This is a genomic window from Mycobacterium europaeum (assembly GCF_002102155.1).
Taxonomy (GTDB): domain Bacteria; phylum Actinomycetota; class Actinomycetes; order Mycobacteriales; family Mycobacteriaceae; genus Mycobacterium; species Mycobacterium europaeum.
Genome location: NZ_LQOU01000010.1, coordinates 24,230 through 41,575, shown reverse-complemented (window position 1 = coordinate 41,575; position 17,346 = coordinate 24,230). Strand labels below are relative to the sequence as shown.

The following is a 17,346-nucleotide window of genomic DNA, read 5'->3' as shown; positions in this document are numbered from 1 at the left end:
TCTGGCCGGCGGCCGGGAACAGGAGACAGCGGATGGCAGATTCGATCCATGTGGTGCCCGAGCACTTGCGTCAAGCCGCCGCGCGCCACCAGGAGACCTCTGAGTACTTGCGTACGGTCCCGTCCTCGCACGAGGCCATACAGGAAAGCCTGGACTCGCTGGGCCCCATCTTCGGTGAACTCCGTGACGCCGGGCGCGAATTGCTCGAGCTCAGACGCCAGTGCTACGAGCAACAGGCAGCCGACCACGCCGACCTGGCGGACAAACTCACGGCTTCGGCAACGATGTGGGAACAACACGAGCAGGATGCGGCACGCAACCTCGGCGGCATTGCTGACCGCGGTCGATGACGGACGCGAATCCCGCTTTTGACACCGTTCACCCGAGTGGGCACATCCTCGTCCGCTCCTGCCGCGGCGGGTACATGCACAGCGTTGCGCTGAGCGAAGAGGCGATGGAGACCGACGCCGACACGCTGGCGCGAGGCATCTTGCTGACCGCCGACGTGTCTTGCCTGAAGGCATTGCTGGAAATCCGCGCTGAAATCCTGGCGGCCGGACACACCCCCTCGGCCGAGGTACCGACCCCGCGAGACCTCGATGCGGCGATCGAGAAGCTGCTGGCCCACAAATTGCGCCGGCGCGGCAGCGTGATCTAACCGGCTCCCGCGCCTACAGCACCCAGGTCTTGGCCGCCCCGGGATCAGGAACGATATCGGTGGGCGGCTCTACGGGGTTGGGGCCGAACAACTCTCGTGCGCGAGCGAGCAGGGCACGCACTTCGTCGAGTTGCTGCTGCAGGGCAGATTCAGCCATATCTCCACGCTACCCAGGCCGTCACAGCTGCACAATTCACTGACCGAATAGGCGATTCATCAGCTCCCGGTACGCTTAGCCGGTGGCGATCTTCGGTCGGATGACGGCGCGTCAGCGCCTCCGGAGAGCTACCCGGGAATCACTGGCGATGCCCGCCTTCAGCTCTCCCATCGATTGCACCCCGTGGGTGATCGGTGGTCTTTGGCCTGCCGAACTTTCGCCGGTCACCTCCGAAAACGCCGCGCTCGCAGAATATCTGAGGACCGACCTGCAGCGAATCGCCGACAGCGCCAACGAGCAGCTGAAGATGATCAAGCGTGCGGGTCTGGCCGATCTGCCCCGCCAGGCGGAGGAGACTCGGGTCATCGACGAAGCGCGTGCCAGGGCTGTGCGCCGCGTCGAATCGACGATTCGCCAGCTGCGCGCGGTGAACGCCGGGGTGACCGTCGGACATCCCCGACCGCAGGTCGGCGGACCACCGTCATCGGGCATGGATCAGACCCGGGTCATTCCTGCCGTGACGGGCGCGGAACCTCCCGATGCGGCCCCCGCGACTGTGCATAAGCCCCGCTGGCGAATCGCCCGCAAGCCGGCTCCGGTCGTGCCGCAAGGCGGTGGCGATGAGCCCGGGCCACCTCCGGATGAAATCGCCGCCGAGGCGAACACCGCGGACACCGCCGAACCGGGCATGGAGGAGACCCAGGTCATACCGAGCGTCACGGATGCGGAGGCCGCCGTCGGCGCGACGGACGGGAGCGTGCAGCCGGGTCGGGAGCCCGCCGCCGACGGCCGTCGCCTAGACGTGGCCGAGCCGGTGCCGGTCCCCGACGAGGCGCAGCCGGCCGAGCAGGAGCCGCCCGACGACGACGACGGGGCGGCGGCTGCTCTGGAGCAGACGCAGGTAATCCCGGTCATCACCGAGCCCGGGCCGGTGATGGACCGGCCGACCGAGAGCTCGGAGCCCGTCGCCGACGGTCGCCGCCACGTGGAAGCACAAGAGGCGGCAACGTGCCGGCCCGAACCCGAGCGGGCTGCAGAACCGGTGGACGACACCACGGCGGAGTCGACCGAGGAGACGCAGGTGATTCCGGCGATCACCGACGCCGGCCCGGTCAACGAACTGCCGGTCGAGGCGCAGCCGGCCCCGCAGGCGCCGCCCGCCGACGGCGCGGCGGCTTCTCTGCAGGACACGCAGGTCATCCCCGCGATCACCGAAGCCGAGCCCGTCGTCGGCGAGCCGGCGGGCAGCGGCCGCCATCATGCGGTCGTCGGCGAGCCCGTCGTGGGGCGCGATGTACCGCAGGCTCCCCCGAAGAAGCCCGCCCCACCGCGCGACAAGGCTGCCGCTGCAACGGGTTTCGAGGTCGACAGACTCAACCGGCTGCTCGAGTACGTGGTCCGCCAGGAACCGCGGCTGAACTGGGCCGTCGGTGATCGCGCGGACGGTACGACGGTTTTGGTTACCGACCTCGCCCACGGATGGATACCGGCGGGTATTACCCTGCCGGCCGGCGTGCGGTTGTTGGAACCCGACCAACGCAGCGGCAGGGTCTCTGCCTTGATCGGCGACGCGGTGCGGGTCGTGACCTACGCTCCCGGTGATTCGCTGCACCGCTCGGTCGACTTCGCCGCGACCAAATCATCGCTGGAACCGCGCGAGCTGCCGGCCATCGAGGATCTGGGCACAGTGCTGAGCCAGACCACGCGCCGCTTTGATGGGCTCCCCCGGATCGTGCAGAGGCTGGCGGACGCGGCGGCCGCGGGTGCCGTGATCATCGACCAGGAGGTCGACGTGCTGCGGGTGCACCTCGATACGGCGCGCTACCAGCTTCTGGTCCAGTACCCGGCGGTGAATCCGGCACTTCTGCTCAAGTGTCTATTGATGGCCGCCACCGAAGGCATCGCGAGCGGAGACGCGGTGTCGGCGAACTATCACCTCGCCTGGTTTCAGAAACTCGCCGGTCGGCCGCCGGGCACGTAGGCCGCGAGGGGTTGCGCGCAACGGGGGATTTTTGAATTGACGCTGGTGGGAGGGGTCGACATACTGTGACCGTGTCGGGTTCGGGCAGTCGCGCGAATCTCAGCGACAAGGATCTCGTCGAATCAGTCCTTCGCGAACTGAGCGAGGCGGCCGACAAATGGGAAGCCCTCGTTGCCCAGGCCGAGGCCGTCACCTACAGCGTCGACCTCGGCGACGTCTATGCCGTGGCGAATTCCGACGGACGGTTGCTCAAGCTGACCCTGCACCCCGGGGTGATGACCGGATATGCCCACGGCGAGCTGGCCGACAGGTTGAATCTGGCGATCGCGGCGCTCCGCGAAGAGGCCGAGGCCGAGAACCGGGCCAGTTACGGCGGACCGCTGCGCTAACGCGCGCGTCGCGCGCTCATCGACCGTCGCGGGGTTGGATGGGCGCCGGCTCTCTTCGCGCGCGTCGCGCGCTCATCGACCGTCGCGGGATCGGATGGGCGCCGGCTCTCTTCGCGCGCGTCGCGCGCTCATCGACCGTCGCCCGGCGGTCCCGCGAAGGCTTGCGCGATCTCCAGCCAGCGCTGGGCCTCGGCCCCGTGCGCCGTGATGTCCAGAGCGCTGAGCGGGCGGCGCTGCGTGACCAGAAAGCAGAAGTCTTCGGCCGCACCGGTGACCCGCTGCGCCGCGTCGGGGGGTCCCCAGCTCCAGGTGTCGCCGCCCGGTCCGCGCAGCTCGACCAGGAACGGTGCGGCCGGAGCAGGCAAATTGTTGACGAAGAAGGCGTAGTCGCGGGTGCGTACCCCCAGGTGGGCGATCGATCTCAGCCGGTCGGTGGCCGCGCGTTTGACGCCCAGCGCGTCGGCGACATCCAGGCCGTGGGCCCAGGTCTCCATCAACCGCGCGGTTGCCATCGACGCCGCGCTCATCGGCGGCCCGAACCAGGGCAGCTTGCGCCCCGCGGGAACCTTCAGCAGCTCGTCGTGCAGGCGGCGACGGGTGGCCCGCCAATCGGCGAGCAATTCGGCCGGCGCCAGGGCCGCCAACTCTTCGGCGCCCGCGTCGACGAAGCCGGTCGGGTCGGCCGCGGCGGCCTTGAGCTGTTCGGCGAACCCGGCCTCGTCGGTGACCGAGGTCAGCGCGACCCGGTCGGTCCACAACAGGTGGCCGATCTGATGCGCGATGGTCCAGCCGGGCGCCGGCGTCGGATCGGCCCAGCGTTCGGCCGGCAGCGGCGCCACCAGGCCGTCGAGTTCATCGCTTTCCGCACGTAGGTCAGCCACGATCGATTCGGGACCCGCCATCATTGCCTCCGCTCGTCCGTCGCCCCCGCCGGGTAGCGATTATTCGCCTGCTCGCCGCGCCGGCCCAGGAAGCTGTGCATGGCCAGACCGGCCAGGTACAGACCCGAGCCGAACAGCGCGAATGCCGGTGCGTGCCCGTCGGCGGGAATCAACGCCGCGGCCACCGTGATCGCGACGATGAACGATACCCAGAACAGCGCGTCCTGTACGGCGAAGACGTGGCCGCGAAGGGCGTCGTCGACGTCCATCTGCATGGCCGAGTCGGCGCACAGCTTGACCATCTGTCCGCTCACTCCCAGGAAGAAGCCGCACGCCACCATGATCGGCAGCAGCAGCCCCGCGCCCGCGACCTCGATGATCGCCGACGTCGCCAAGGCGCCGTTCACCGTCGTGTAGCGCCCCCAGCGACGGACCGCGGGCGGCGTCAGCACGTTGGCCAGGAACGCGCCCAGGCCCGCGGCGCCGAAGAACAGCAGTGCGGTACCCAATCCCCCGGCCTCGGGATGGGTCATGTGGTGGACCAGCAACAAAACCAGCAAGGAATTGATGCCGATCACCATGCGGTGGACCGCCAGGCCGGACAAGGTGGCGGAGACCGTCGGCCGCTGCGCCACCGTCCGCGCGCCGTGCAGCCAACCGGTGACCACGGCGTAGACGACCGGCCCGTGGATCGCCCGCTTGGTGTCGTCCGGGCCCAGTACATGGGAGCCGAACCGCCAGGACAGCAGCAGCGCGATCAGTATGGGGATCGCGGTCAGGAAGATGATCGCCGAGGCTCCCTTGTCGTCGGCGCCGAACACGAACCGGGGAACGAGCATGAAGTTGGCGCCGATGAAGGCGGCGACGGCCCCGACCGCGTTGGCCGCGGCGTTCATCGTGACAACCTGTTCCCGCGGCACGACGTGCGGCAGTGACGCCGACAGCCCGGACGCGACGAACCGGGCCAGCCCGTTGGCGAACAGCGCGCCCAGTAACAGCGGCAGGTCGCCGGCCCGGACGGCCAGGATGGTGCCGATGGCGGCGATCAGGACGAGGCGGCCGGCGTTGGCGCCGACGAGCACCAGCCGCCGGTCCCAGCGGTCCATCAGCGCTCCCGCGAACGGCCCCAACAGCGAGTAAGGCAGGAACAACACGGTGAACGCCCGCGCGATCGCCATCGGATCGGCAGCGCGGTCCGGATTGAACAGCAACGCCCCCGCAAGCCCCGCCTGAAACAGCCCGTCACCGAATTGGCTCGCCATGCGCACCTGCAGCAGCCGCCAGAAGTCTGGCAAACTGCGCACCGACCGCCACATTTCGGCGGGTGCGCTCGAGTGCATCCGGGATGGGATCACGAACCGACTTCCACGAGGGGGCTAGCAAGCTCGCCACGATCCGAGCCGCCTTACCAACAGTACAAATCTTCACGCCCCACGCTCGATTCCCCCGGGCGGCAAGCACCGGATGCGATGATGGTGGGGTGCCGCCGCCCGAGGATCCAGAGGACTATGTCGCGCCGGCCGCGCAGCGGGTGCGCGCGGGTACCTTGCTGCTGGCCAACACCGACCTCTTCGAACCGACGTTCCGGCGCAGCGTGATCTACATCGTCGAGCACAACGATGGCGGGACGTTGGGGGTCGTGCTCAACCGCGCCAGCGAGACCGCGGTGTACAACGTGCTGCCGCAGTGGACGAAATTGGCGGCCAAGCCGAAGACGATGTTCATCGGCGGACCGGTGAAGCGTGACGCGGCCCTGTGCCTGGCGGCGTTGCGGGTTGGCGCCGATCCGCAGGGTGTCGCTGGCCTGCGGCATGTGGCCGGCCGGGTGGTGATGGTCGATCTCGACGCGGACCCCGACACGATCGCCCCCCTGGTCGAGGGGGTGCGAATTTTCGCGGGCTACTCCGGCTGGACCATCGGCCAGCTGGAAGGCGAAATCGAGCGCGACGACTGGATCGTCTTGTCCGCCTTGCCATCTGACGTTCTCGCAGGGGCGCGGTCCGACCTGTGGGGACAGGTGCTGCGTCGCCAGCCGCTGCCCCTGTCGCTCCTGGCCACCCATCCGATCGACCTCAGCCGCAACTAGCTCCACTCCCCCGCGTTGGGGTGGCGGCCGGATTTCAGTGGCAGGACTGCGTGCAGCCGGCGCAGGTCCCCGCGCATACGGGCGCGGCCGACTCTTCTCGCAGTGCGAAGCGCGCGCTCTGCCAGGATCCGGCCGCGACCGTCCCGATAGCGCCGGCGACGCAGACGATCAGCACCACCAGCGCGGTGTGCGGGGGCGCGGCCAGCGCCACCACGCCGCCGGCCGCCAGCATGATCGCCGCTGCCAGTTGCGCAGGAGCCATGGACCGCAGCGCCAACGCGGTGGGCTCGACATTCTGAGGATGCGCCAGCGACCACGTTCCGAATCCGGCGGAGGCCACCGCCGCACACATGCACAGCACGCCCGCAATCAGCATGGGCTCACAATACGAGCACGGCCGCCGGTCCGCTCAGCGGGCTCCGAGGGTGCCGGGGTGCGCGCCTAGTGCTGCAGAAATGAAAAGTTGGGCAGCGGGGGCAGGCCGGGAACCAGGGCCAGCAGGTTCGGCGTCGGCTGCCGGCTGGGCACGGGCGCCTGCACTGGCAGGCGCGCCGGAGCCATGGCCGAGGTCTGCGTCAGCGGAGCCACCGTTGGCGCCTGTGCGATCGGGGGTGTGAGCGGCGTCTGCCCGACCGGGGCGGTGACGGGCGGCTGTGCGATCGGGGGCGTGGCCGGCGTCTGCCCGGCCGGGGGTGCGGCCGGCGTCTGCCCGGGCAGTCCGGCCGGTGAGGCCGCCGGCGTCTGAGCCGGAGCGGGGGTGTGGGCCCCGGGAACCGTCACGCGAAAGCCGTTGACGATGGCGTCCGTGGCCGGTGCGTCGGCGACGGCCACCGCGCGATCGGTGGTCACGGCGAGCGACACCAGGTATTTGTCCGGCCCTGAGGTGGCGATGACGTGGCGCCGCGAGGTGTTGAGCGTCATGTCGCCGTCACGGTAGGTGCCTTCGACGATCGACGACGGGAAGCCGCCGAAATCGGCCATCGAGGCGTTCGTGGGCTGCCAGGCGAGAAGTCGCTGGCTGTCCACGTAGCCGTGGGAGATGGCCTCCCTGGGGTCGAAATTGCCAACCAGCTTGTAGACCACTACCTGGGCATTTGAGCTGTAGATGCTGCTGCCCTGCCGGTCGGCGATCACCGCGAAGGCGTCGGGCACGTTGGGGTCGGGGACCTGAGTCCACCGCGCCGGCACCGGCAAGGTGATGTCGAGCGCCTTGAGCCCTTGCGGTTTCTGCGCTTCGAGCTTGACCCCCTTCGACTCGAGGTATTCGCGGATGGTCCCGGAGGTGGCGGGGGTGACCGCGGGGGCCACCGGCGCGGCGGGAGCGACCGCGCTCGGCGCCGCGGCGGCCGGGGCCGCCGGCGCCGCGACCGGATTCGCGGCCGGCGGTGCGGCGAGCAGCCGGTTGGTCGGCGCCTGCGCGGGCGCGGCGGCGGCGTTCTGCGGCGCTGGTGCCGGGATCGCGGGAACGGGTGCCGGCGCGGGAAGCGAGGGGTCTGCCGATGCCTGCGCGCTCGTGACAACCGCCATGCCGATCAGGCCGGCGACCAGACCCCCGACGAGCGCACGGTGGGCGGGGACGATCTCGATCATCTGCGTCGGTCCTTCCAATGGCGCACTGCCAGCAGTTAGAGGCCGACTGTAACTACAGGTCAAAGGCGGTGGATAGGCCCGAGACAGAGCTGGGATGAACCCCTGATCCGTGTGCAACGGAACCGAGATCATCCTGTGGCCGGGCGTTTCGGTCGAGGCCACCCTTATACCCTGTTCAGGTGACCGACTCCCCGACCACCGCCGCCGAGAGCAGCCCCGGTGCCGTTCAGACGGACGCCGATGCGCCGACGTATCGCTACACCGCGGCGCTGGCGGGCCGTATCGAAAGCACCTGGCAGGAGAACTGGGCGAGGCTCGGGACGTTCAACGTGCCCAATCCGGTCGGTTCGCTGGCCCCGGCGGACGGCACCCCGGTCCCCACCGACAAGTTGTTCGTGCAGGACATGTTTCCCTATCCCTCGGGGGAGGGACTGCACGTCGGCCACCCGCTGGGCTACATCGCCACCGACGTCTACGCCCGCTACTACCGGATGACGGGACATAACGTCCTGCACGCGTTGGGCTTCGACGCCTTCGGGCTGCCCGCCGAGCAATACGCCGTGCAGACCGGCACCCATCCGCGCACCCGGACCGAGGCCAACGTCGTGAACTTCCGGCGTCAACTTGGCCGGCTGGGGCTTGGTCACGACAGCCGGCGCAGCTTTTCGACCACCGACGTCGAGTTCTACAAGTGGACGCAGTGGATCTTCCTGCAAATCTACAACGCCTGGTTCGACACCGCGGCCCGCAAGGCCCGCCCGATCGCCGAGCTGATCGCCGAATTCGATTCCGGCACAAGGCGCCTCGAGGATGGACGGGATTGGGCCACGCTGCCGGCGGGGGACCGGGCCGACGTGATCGACAGCCACCGACTGGTGTATCGCGCCGACTCGATGGTGAATTGGTGTCCCGGCCTCGGCACGGTGCTGGCCAACGAGGAGGTCACCTCGGACGGCCGCAGCGACCGCGGCAACTTCCCGGTGTTCCGGAAGCGGTTGCGGCAGTGGATGATGCGCATCACCGCCTACGCCGACCGGTTGCTCGACGACCTGGACGTGCTGGACTGGCCGGAGCCGGTCAAGTCCATGCAGCGCAACTGGATCGGTCGCTCCACCGGCACGCGGGCGCTGTTCTCGGCGCACGACGGCGGCGGCGAGACGGTCGACATCGAGGTGTTCACCACCCGGCCCGACACCATGTTCGGCGCCACCTACCTGGTGCTGGCTCCCGAGCACGACCTGGTCGACGGGCTGATCGCCGGCGCTTGGCCGGAGGGGACCGACGTGCGGTGGACGTATGGGTCCGCGACACCGGGGGAGGCGGTGGCCGCATACCGGCGGGCGATCGCGGCGAAGTCCGACCTCGAGCGTCAGGAGAGCAGGGACAAGACCGGCGTCTTTCTGGGCAGCTACGCGACCAATCCCGCCAACGGCAAACCGGTGCCGATCTTCATCGCCGACTACGTGCTGGCCGGCTACGGCACCGGCGCGATCATGGCGGTTCCCGGCCACGACCAGCGCGACTGGGACTTCGCCAAGGAGTTCGGCCTGCCGATCGTGGAAGTCATTGCCGGAGGCGACATCTCGGAGGCCGCATACGCCGGCGACGGCGTGCTGGTCAACTCCGGCTACCTCGATGGGTTGGACGTGCCGGCGGCGAAGGAAGCGATCACCGCCCGACTGGAGGCGGACGGCCGCGGCTGGGCCCGGATCGAATTCAAGTTGCGGGACTGGCTTTTCGCCCGGCAGCGCTACTGGGGTGAACCGTTTCCGATCGTCTACGACAGCGACGGACGCGCGCACGCGCTCGACGAGGCCGCACTGCCGGTCGAGTTGCCCGACGTGCCCGACTATTCCCCGGTGCTGTTCGACCCCGACGACGCCGACAGCGAGCCGTCGCCACCACTGGCCAAGGCGACCGACTGGGTGCACGTCGAACTCGACCTGGGCGACGGCCTGCGGCCCTACACCCGCGACACCAACGTGATGCCGCAGTGGGCCGGCAGCTCCTGGTACGAACTGCGCTACACCGATCCGCACAACTCGGAGCAGTTGTGCGCCAAGGAAAATGAGGCTTATTGGATGGGCCCGCGGCCCGCCGAGCACGGCCCGCAGGATCCCGGCGGTGTCGACCTCTACGTCGGAGGCGCCGAGCATGCGGTGCTGCACCTGTTGTACGCCCGGTTCTGGCACAAGGTGTTGTACGACCTGGGCCACGTGAGTTCCCGCGAACCGTACCGCCGCCTGGTCAACCAGGGCTACATCCAAGCGTTCGCCTATACCGACTCGCGCGGCTCATACGTTCCGGCCGACGAGGTGGTCGAGCACGACGGCCACTTCTTCTACGGGGGACCGGACGGCGAGATCGAGGTCTTCCAGGAATTCGGCAAAATCGGCAAGAGCCTGAAGAATTCGATCTCGCCCGATGAGATCTGCGACGAGTACGGCGCGGACACGCTCCGGGTCTACGAGATGTCGATGGGCCCGCTGGAAGCCTCCCGCCCATGGGCCACCAAGGACGTCGTCGGGGCGCACCGCTTCCTGCAGCGGGTGTGGCGCCTGGTGGTCGACGAGCAGACCGGCAAGACCCGGGTGCTCGACACCGACGGGCCGCAAGAGCTCGACGGCGACACCCTTCGAGCGCTACACCGCACCATCGCGGGAGTCTCGGAAGACTATGCCGCACTGCGCAATAACACCGCGGCCGCCAAGCTGATCGAGTACACCAACCACCTGACCAAAGAGCACCGCGACGCGGTGCCGCGGGCCGCGGTCGAGCCGCTGGTGCTGATGCTGGCGCCGCTGGCCCCGCACATGGCAGAGGAGTTGTGGCTGCGGCTGGGCCACACCACCTCGCTGGCGCATGGCCCGTTCCCGGAGGCGGACCCGACGTACCTGGTCGACGACAGCGTCGAATACCCCGTCCAGGTCAACGGCAAGGTGCGCGGGCGAGTGGTGGTAGCCGCCGACGCCGACCAGGAGACCCTGAAGGCCGCGGCGTTGTCGGACGAGAAGGTCCGGGCCTTCCTGGCGGGCGCCAACCCCCGCAAGGTGATCGTGGTCCCCGGTCGGCTGGTCAACCTGGTCATCTGACCATCGCCGCGTCAGCGCCCCGTCGGCCGCAGCACCACCTCGTGAACGTGGCCGTCCGGTGGCGTGGCCACGACGTTGGCGACGGCGGCGGCGACGGTTTCCGGCTTGAGGAATTTGGTGGGGTCGTAGGTGCCGCCCTCGAATGCGACGAGCTCGCGCTGCATCTCGCTGTCGGTGCGGCCGGGGTAGACCGTCGTCACCCGCAGCTCCGGCTCGTCGGCGCGCAGTGAGTCGGCGAAGGCCCGCAACGCGAACTTGCTGGCCGAGTAGGAGGCCATGCCGGGAGAGACGTTGCGCCCCGCGCCGGAGTTGATGAACACCACCTGACCGCGCGCACGCCGCAGCGCCGGCAGCAGGGCGAGTGTAAGTTCCACCGGCCCAAAGACATTGACGGCGAAGGTGGCACGCCACTCATCGACGTCTGACTCCGCGACATGACCGGGGATGGATACCCCGGCGTTGTGCACCAGCACGTCGAGTTCGTCCACGATCTCGCAGGCGGCCTCGATGTCGTCGGAGTCGGTCAGGTCCAGTGGAAACGTCGTCGAGCCGAGTCGCTCCGCGACGGCGTCGAGCCGGTCAGAAGGCCGGCCGGCCAGGAGCAAGGTGTGGGTGGGGGCCAGCGCGGCGGCGATTGCGGAGCCGATACCGCCACCGGCGCCGGTAATGAGTGCAGTGGGCATGTAAGGGAGTCTACGGACGCAGCCAAAATGGTTGACTGGTAGGTAATTTCACGCCTCTTTGCACGCCGGCGGCTCACCCGCGGGGCCGGATGTCGGTTCGCCGCAGGCCAGCCGCTCCAGCGGCGCCAGCGCCTGCATCAGGGTGCCGAGGTCGGATGCGGGGAGCTGGCTGAGCATGGCGGCCAGGGAAGCGCGCCGGTTGGCCAGGGACTCGCCATGGACGGCACGTCCACGCGGCGTGATGTCGACCAGCACTGCCCGCAGGTCGGACGGGTCCCGCGAGCGTTTCACCAGTCCCAGCTTCTCCAGCCGGCGGATCGCCACGGTGGTGGTGGGAGTCCGCACCCGTTCGTGGGCTGCCAGGTCCGTCATTCGGATCGGCCCCTGATCCAGCAAGGTGACCAGGATCGACAATTGCGCCAACGTCAGTTCGCCCGCGGCCGCGCCGCTCGGGTCCCCGCGACGCAGAATTGAAAACAATTTGGACAGCGCGCGGTGCAAACCTTCCGCAAGCTCGGTCACGTCGGCCGAGGTGGGTTCGCTGTCCGCCATAACCGGGGAGTCTAACGCGATATCAGGCACGTACAAGGTAGCTATGCCGACTAATTAGTGGCAATGGGCGGTCAAAGTACCTGGGACAAGAATCGCTGGAGGCGTTCGGTCTGCGGGGCTTCGAAAATCTGCTCCGGTGGCCCGGATTCCACGACCTTGCCACGATCCATGAAGACAATGGTGTCGGATGCCGAGCGGGCGAAGCCCATTTCGTGGGTGACCACGATCATCGTCATCCCGTCTGCGCCGAGGTCGGCGATGAGTTGGAGAATCCCTTTCACCATTTCGGGATCCAGCGCCGACGTCGCCTCGTCAAAGAACATCACTTGCGGGGCCATGGCCAGCGCGCGGGCGATGGCGACTCGTTGTTGTTGGCCACCGGAGAGCATTCCGGGCCGGGCATCGGCTTTGTGCTTCAGGCCAACTCGTTCCAATTGGGCCAGCGCCAGCTGGCGCGCCTCCTCGGCGGGCAGGCGCCGCAATTTGCGGGGCGCCATCGTCACATTCTTCAGCACGCTCAGATGCGGAAAGAGATTGAAATGCTGGAACACCATGCCTATGCGCTGCCGCAGTTCGTCGGGATCGTCGCGGAGCACCGATCGGCCGTCGAGCAGGATGTCGCCGCTATCAGGTTCGTGCAACCGGTTCAAGGTGCGCAGCAGCGTCGACTTGCCGGAGCCGGAGGGTCCGATCACGGCGACGGTGCTGCCGGCGGGAGCCTCGAAATCGACCCCGCGCAGGACCTTGTTCCCGCCGAGGGTTTGGTAAATGTCCTTGGCGGTCAAAGATACTGATGTCCGCCCGGAGGCGACGACGCTCATGTGATCTCCTGGCCGAACGTCGTCGTGAGCATGTCCGAATTGTCGTCGGCGTCGGGGGCGCCCCGGCCGCGGCGCAGGCGAGCGTCGATGTAATTGACCAGATGCGTCAGCGGAATGGTCAATATCAGGTAGAAGAGTCCGGCCGCGACCAGCGGCGACAGGCTTCCGGTCTGTGCGTTCAAGTCCCGGCCCACTTGGAAAAGCTCCCGCTGATCGGCAATCAGGCCAAGGAAGTAGACCAAAGCGGAGGCCTTCAACAACCCGATGAACTGGTTGACCAGCGCCGGCAGCACCCGGCGTATCCCCTGCGGCACCACCACCAACCGCATCGCGGTCGGATAGCTGAATCCCAGAGCGCGGGCGGCCTCCAGCTGACCCGGGTCCACACTTTGTATTCCGGAGCGCAGGATTTCACCGATGTAGGCCGCGGCCATCAAGCCCAGTGCGGCGATTCCCAGCGGGTAGGGGTTCTTGTTGGTCAGTCCGCCGACCAGCGGCCCGATGCCCATTCCGATGAGCAGGATGATCACCACTTCCGGAAGGCCGCGGAAGATGTCGGTGTATACCCGGGCCGGCCAGCGCAACCAGCGCCGATGCGAAATGCCCGCCATGGCCAACACCATGCCGAGCGCCAGACCGATCGCGATGGCGCTGTTGGTCAGGATCAACGTGTTCGGCAGGCCCGTCGTGAGCAGCGCCGGGATGGCCCGCCGGTACATGTCCCAGTCGAAGAACGAGTCACGTAGCTGGGCGAGCGTCGACTTCGGCGCGGCGGCGTCCGGGACCGCGCGATGCCGGCTCGCGGCGATCGCGGCGAAATCCGGCAGGCTGGGCGCGGGGCCGGCTTTCGACCCGGGCTTCCATCCCGGCGGCAGGCTGCGCGGCACCCATTCGCAGTACAGCTTGGCCCAGGTGCCGTCGGCGATCACCGCGTCCAGCCCGGAGTTCAGCGCGTCGATCAGCGGCTTGTTCTCCCTGGCGACCGCGTATGCCACGAAATTGCCTGGGCTGAAAGTGTTGGCGACGGTCAACGCGGGATCACCCGGCCGAATCAGGGTCGCGGCGAGGGTTCCCGGCGCCACCCACGCGTCGATCTGCCGGGTCTTGAGGCTGGCGTACAGGGTGGCGAAGCCGGGGTACTTCACCGGTTGCAGGTGCAGGGTGTCGACGACGTAGGACTCCTCGACGGTGCCCTGGACGACGCCGATGCGCTGGCCGGCCGCCAGCTCGCTGAACTTGTGGATCGGTGAGCCGGGCGGCACCACCAGGGAGTAGAAGCCGAAGTCGTAGCCGTTGGTGAACGCGACGGTGCGTCGACGCTGGGCGGTGGCCTTCACCGATGCCGACCCCACGTCGAAACGCCGGGAAGCCACTTGCGCGAGCAGCGCGGAAAAGTCTGTGCTGACAAAGCGGAGCTGGAGATGGAGCTTGTCGGCGATGGCGCGCAGCAGCAGGTTGTCGAAGCCGCTGAATTCACCGGTGGGATTGATGCAGATGTTGGGCGGGGCGTCCGACAGGGTCCCCACCGTCAGCACGCCCGGCACGCCAAGGCCCAGCGTGCCGATGTCGACCGCGCTCAAGGGTTCGACCGAATTGGTCGTGTCGCGGTCCTCCTCCTGCGCCGGCCGCGCCTGGGTGAGATCTTTGGGTAAGGCCGTGGCGCTGTCCAAACCGGAAGGCGCGCATTGGTTCCAGTCGGCGGCGGCGGGCGCCGCGAGCCCGCCTGACGCCATCCCGCACACCAACACAATGGTCGCGGTGAGTCCGAACAGCCTTCCGCGGCGCAGGGTGCGCCGGCCCGCGCGCGCATTCATCCCTGCCACCGTATCGACCGGCGGACGGGTTCGTCGGGTGAGTGCCCCCGCTAGAGCGCCAGTGACGGCTCGACGCCCACGGGTTCGGCGTCGGCGAGTACCTCGAGCTGTCCGGGTACGACGGGGCTCACGTCGTCGGGCGGTGTGAACACCCTGCGCCTGGACAGCTCGGCCAGCATGGTCTGGGCCGCCAGGTAGGACCGACTCACGCAGGCGGCCCGCGCGGCCTCGGGATCGCGCCGGTTGATCGCGGCGGTCTCCTCTTCGTAGAACGGCAGCATCTCCTCGCGGCCGCCCTGGTAGGTCAGCCAGAACACCCGGGGGATGAGGTCCTGCGAGGCGCGGATCGTGGCGTGCAGCCGCGGTCCGGCGTATTCGTCGTTGATGGTGCGCCGGTACTCCGCGGCGATGTCGCAGAAGGCCCGCGAATCCTTGGCGCTGCGCAGGGACCGCATGAAGGCGTCGAGTTGGCCGAGGATGCGCGGGGTCGGGCTGGTGGCGGCGCGCGCGGACGCGATCCCGTTCAGCAGACCGTCGAGCTCGTGATGTTCGAGGACGGTGGCCTCGTCGAACCGTTCGACGAACGCGCCCCGGTGATAGCGGGTGGAGACAATGCCGTCGTGTTCGAGCTGGACCAGCGCCTCTTGAATGGGAACCCGGCTGACACCCAGCCCCAGGGCAATCTCATTGCGATCGACGCGGTCGCCGGTGCGCAACTTTCCCGTCAGCAAGAGGTGCAGGATGTGCGAAACAACCAGGTCTTTTTCTTTGACCCCGTATTTCTTCGGCATTCGTTGTTGAGTCTCTTTCAAACCCCGTTTTGACCAGCTGGCGCAAGAAGTTTCTCACGAGTGGGCTCGTACTTTCCGGTGTTTGACCGATAAATGGTTGTGACCGGTCTACCGATTATCGCGCCAGCGGCACAGCGTTTCTGCGGCGCTGAGGTCGTAATTCGGGCCGTCACACGCCACGGTCAGCAGCGTGACACCGAGGCCGGCCAGTGTTTCGGCGTTGTCGACAAGTCCGCCGCGGTCCTGCACGGCGGCCGACCGTTCGATGCTCGTGGCGTCGCGGCCGACGTCGGTGCAGTGCCGGGCCAGAACCTCTGACTTCGCGGGAAACTCGTCGGCCGACGTGAAACTGTGCCACACGTCGGCGTACTCGGCGACCAGTCGCAGCGTCTTGCGCTCGCCGCCGCCGCCGATCAGGACCGGAATGTCGCGGGTCGGTGGCGGGTTGAGTTTGGCCAGGCGCGCCTTGATCCGGGGCAGGGCGGCCGCGAGGTCATCGAGGCGGCTGCCCGCCGTGCCGAATTCGTAGCCGTACTCGTCGTAGTCCTTTTGCTTCCATCCCGAGCCGATGCCCAGAACCAGCCGACCACTACTGATGTGGTCGACGGTGCGGGCCATGTCGGCCAGCAGTTCGGGATTCCGGTAGGAGTTGCACGTGACCAGCGCGCCGATCTGGATGCGCGATGTCTGCTCGGCCCACGCCCCGAGCATGGTCCAGCATTCGAAATGCGCGCCGTCGGGATCGCCGTAGAGGGGAAAGAAGTGGTCCCAGTTGAATGCGATGTCGACGCCGATGTCCTCGCAGCGGCGCACGGCGTCACGAATTTGTCCGTACTGCGGCGCATGCTGAGGCTGCAATTGCACGCCGATCCGGATGGGCAGGGCAGATGTCATAAGCCCACCGTAGGCTCACCGCCGGTCGAGCACCGAGCGCAGCAGGTCGATCAGGGCGAGCGGTTGGTCGCTTTGCACCGAGTGGCCGGCGTTCTCGACGACGTGCGTCGTGCGGAAATGTTGTGTGCGACGGCTCAGTTCGGCCGCGTCGTCGTCGCTGACGAATCCCGACTTGCCGCCGCGGATGAGCGTGATGGGCGCGGACAGCCTGTCCACGTCGTCCCAGAGGACGTCGAAATCCGGGAACTTGCGAATGGCGTCGTAGCGCCACGTCCAGTTGCCGTTGTCCAGCCGGCGCGAGTTGTGAAACACGCCGCGGCGCAGCGCCTTCACCTCGCGGTGCGGTGCCGCGGCGATCGTCAGGTCCAGCATGGCCTGGAAACTGGGGAATTCACGCTCGCCGTGCATCAGCGCCACCGTGCCCTGCTGTTCCTTGGTCATCTCCGAGTGCCGTTGCAGCGCCGACGGGGTGACGTCGATCAAGACGAGTTCCTTCACGAGTTCGGGTGCCACGGCGGCCAGCCGTATCGCGGTCAACCCGCCCAGCGACATGCCGACGACCAGGGCGGCGCTGGGCGCGTGCGCGCGCAGCGCCGGCATCAGGGCGTCGGCGTTGATCTGCGGCGAGTAGTCGCCGTCCTCGCGCCACGCCGAGTGGCCGTGTCCGGGGAGGTCCACGGCCAGTGCGGGCTCGCCGAGGCCGACGATGACGGTGTCCCAGGTGTGCGCGTTCTGCCCACCGCCGTGCAGGAAGACGATCCGCGGGGGCGTGCCGCCCCAGCGCAGCGCGCTGATCTTGCTCTCGCCCGCGCCTGCCTCGACGCGCTGCACCTCAGGCAGCGGAGCAGTGACGCCGGCCTGTTCGGCGTTCTCGGACAACAGCGAGAATTCGGACAGCCCGTCCAGTTCGTCTTCGGAGATTTCGGCCACGATCTACAGACACTAGTGCGGGTGTCT

General features: G+C 68.2%; 17 protein-coding genes and 1 pseudogene. 6 read left to right on the top strand and 12 right to left on the bottom strand.

Annotated features, from left to right (window positions below; translation table 11 throughout):
* Positions 1-32: 32 nt before the first annotated feature.
* Both AWC03_RS04260 and AWC03_RS04255 read left to right on the top strand, forming a co-directional pair.
* Positions 33-350 (top strand): ESX-1 secretion-associated protein, encoded by a 318-nt coding sequence (locus AWC03_RS04260; protein WP_085239503.1) that lies wholly within the window; start codon positions 33-35, stop codon positions 348-350.
* Entirely contained in the window at positions 347-658 is a 312-nt protein-coding gene (locus tag AWC03_RS04255; protein WP_085239279.1) for a DUF2694 family protein, read from the top strand. The genes AWC03_RS04260 and AWC03_RS04255 overlap by 4 nt, the downstream gene beginning before the upstream one ends.
* A gap of 13 nt (positions 659-671) precedes the next feature.
* Here AWC03_RS04255 and AWC03_RS27390 read toward each other — a convergent pair whose 3' ends face one another.
* The gene (locus tag AWC03_RS27390; protein WP_167542651.1) at positions 672-815 is read right to left on the bottom strand and encodes a hypothetical protein; all 144 of its coding nucleotides are present in this window, start codon (positions 813-815) and stop codon (positions 672-674) included.
* 82 nt (positions 816-897) lie between these two features.
* On the opposite strand from AWC03_RS27390, the gene AWC03_RS04250 reads away from it, so the two are divergent.
* Positions 898-2,796 (top strand): DUF5631 domain-containing protein, encoded by a 1,899-nt coding sequence (locus AWC03_RS04250; protein ID WP_249025821.1) that lies wholly within the window; start codon positions 898-900, stop codon positions 2,794-2,796.
* 65 nt (positions 2,797-2,861) lie between these two features.
* Positions 2,862-3,185, top strand: a complete 324-nt coding sequence (locus AWC03_RS04245; protein ID WP_211279206.1) for a DUF2710 family protein — start codon at positions 2,862-2,864, stop codon at positions 3,183-3,185.
* Between the two features lie 128 nt (positions 3,186-3,313).
* Here the strand turns inward: AWC03_RS04245 and AWC03_RS04240 are convergent, their stop codons facing one another.
* Together AWC03_RS04240 and AWC03_RS04235 are read right to left on the bottom strand one after the other, a co-directional pair.
* Complete coding sequence (locus AWC03_RS04240; protein WP_085239500.1) at positions 3,314-4,087, bottom strand: TIGR03084 family metal-binding protein; 774 nt, start codon at positions 4,085-4,087, stop codon at positions 3,314-3,316.
* Positions 4,087-5,435, bottom strand: a pseudogene (locus AWC03_RS04235) (MFS transporter). The gene AWC03_RS04240 and the pseudogene AWC03_RS04235 overlap by 1 nt, the downstream one beginning before the upstream one ends.
* 111 nt (positions 5,436-5,546) lie before the next feature.
* On the opposite strand from AWC03_RS04235, the gene AWC03_RS04230 reads away from it, so the two are divergent.
* Positions 5,547-6,152: a YqgE/AlgH family protein gene (locus AWC03_RS04230; RefSeq protein WP_085239277.1), complete on the top strand. Its 606-nt coding sequence runs from the start codon at positions 5,547-5,549 to the stop codon at positions 6,150-6,152.
* A 34-nt stretch (positions 6,153-6,186) separates the two neighbouring features.
* Here the strand turns inward: AWC03_RS04230 and AWC03_RS04225 are convergent, their stop codons facing one another.
* Positions 6,187-6,528, bottom strand: coding sequence for a hypothetical protein (locus tag AWC03_RS04225; RefSeq protein ID WP_085239276.1), 342 nt, complete (start codon positions 6,526-6,528; stop codon positions 6,187-6,189).
* A gap of 65 nt (positions 6,529-6,593) precedes the next feature.
* A complete protein-coding gene (locus AWC03_RS04220; RefSeq protein WP_085239275.1) occupies positions 6,594-7,742 on the bottom strand; it encodes an LpqN/LpqT family lipoprotein in 1,149 nt (382 codons plus the stop codon).
* A 179-nt stretch (positions 7,743-7,921) separates the two neighbouring features.
* Between AWC03_RS04220 and leuS the strand changes: the two genes are divergently transcribed.
* The gene (gene leuS, locus AWC03_RS04215) at positions 7,922-10,834 is read left to right on the top strand and encodes a leucine--tRNA ligase (RefSeq protein WP_085239274.1); all 2,913 of its coding nucleotides are present in this window, start codon (positions 7,922-7,924) and stop codon (positions 10,832-10,834) included.
* A gap of 11 nt (positions 10,835-10,845) precedes the next feature.
* On the opposite strand, the gene AWC03_RS04210 is transcribed toward leuS, so the two are convergent.
* The 7 genes from AWC03_RS04210 to AWC03_RS04180 all read right to left on the bottom strand — a co-directional run bounded on the left by AWC03_RS04210 (position 10,846) and on the right by AWC03_RS04180 (position 17,319).
* Entirely contained in the window at positions 10,846-11,517 is a 672-nt protein-coding gene (locus AWC03_RS04210) for an SDR family oxidoreductase (protein WP_085239273.1), read from the bottom strand.
* A gap of 48 nt (positions 11,518-11,565) precedes the next feature.
* On the bottom strand, positions 11,566-12,069 hold the full coding sequence (locus tag AWC03_RS04205) for a MarR family winged helix-turn-helix transcriptional regulator (protein ID WP_085239272.1): 504 nt from the start codon (positions 12,067-12,069) through the stop codon (positions 11,566-11,568).
* A gap of 71 nt (positions 12,070-12,140) precedes the next feature.
* Positions 12,141-12,890 carry an amino acid ABC transporter ATP-binding protein gene (locus AWC03_RS04200; RefSeq protein ID WP_085239271.1) on the bottom strand — a complete coding sequence of 250 codons (750 nt, stop codon included), beginning with the start codon at positions 12,888-12,890 and terminating at the stop codon, positions 12,141-12,143.
* The gene (locus AWC03_RS04195; RefSeq protein ID WP_085239270.1) at positions 12,887-14,704 is read right to left on the bottom strand and encodes an ABC transporter substrate-binding protein/permease; all 1,818 of its coding nucleotides are present in this window, start codon (positions 14,702-14,704) and stop codon (positions 12,887-12,889) included. Before AWC03_RS04195 ends, AWC03_RS04200 begins: the two co-directional genes overlap by 4 nt.
* A 50-nt stretch (positions 14,705-14,754) precedes the next feature.
* A complete protein-coding gene (locus AWC03_RS04190) occupies positions 14,755-15,495 on the bottom strand; it encodes a GntR family transcriptional regulator (protein ID WP_085239269.1) in 741 nt (246 codons plus the stop codon).
* 108 nt (positions 15,496-15,603) lie between these two features.
* Positions 15,604-16,389, bottom strand: a complete 786-nt coding sequence (locus AWC03_RS04185; RefSeq protein WP_085239268.1) for an LLM class F420-dependent oxidoreductase — start codon at positions 16,387-16,389, stop codon at positions 15,604-15,606.
* A 15-nt stretch (positions 16,390-16,404) separates the two neighbouring features.
* Entirely contained in the window at positions 16,405-17,319 is a 915-nt protein-coding gene (locus tag AWC03_RS04180) for an alpha/beta fold hydrolase (protein WP_085239267.1), read from the bottom strand.
* Positions 17,320-17,346 lie beyond the last annotated feature (27 nt).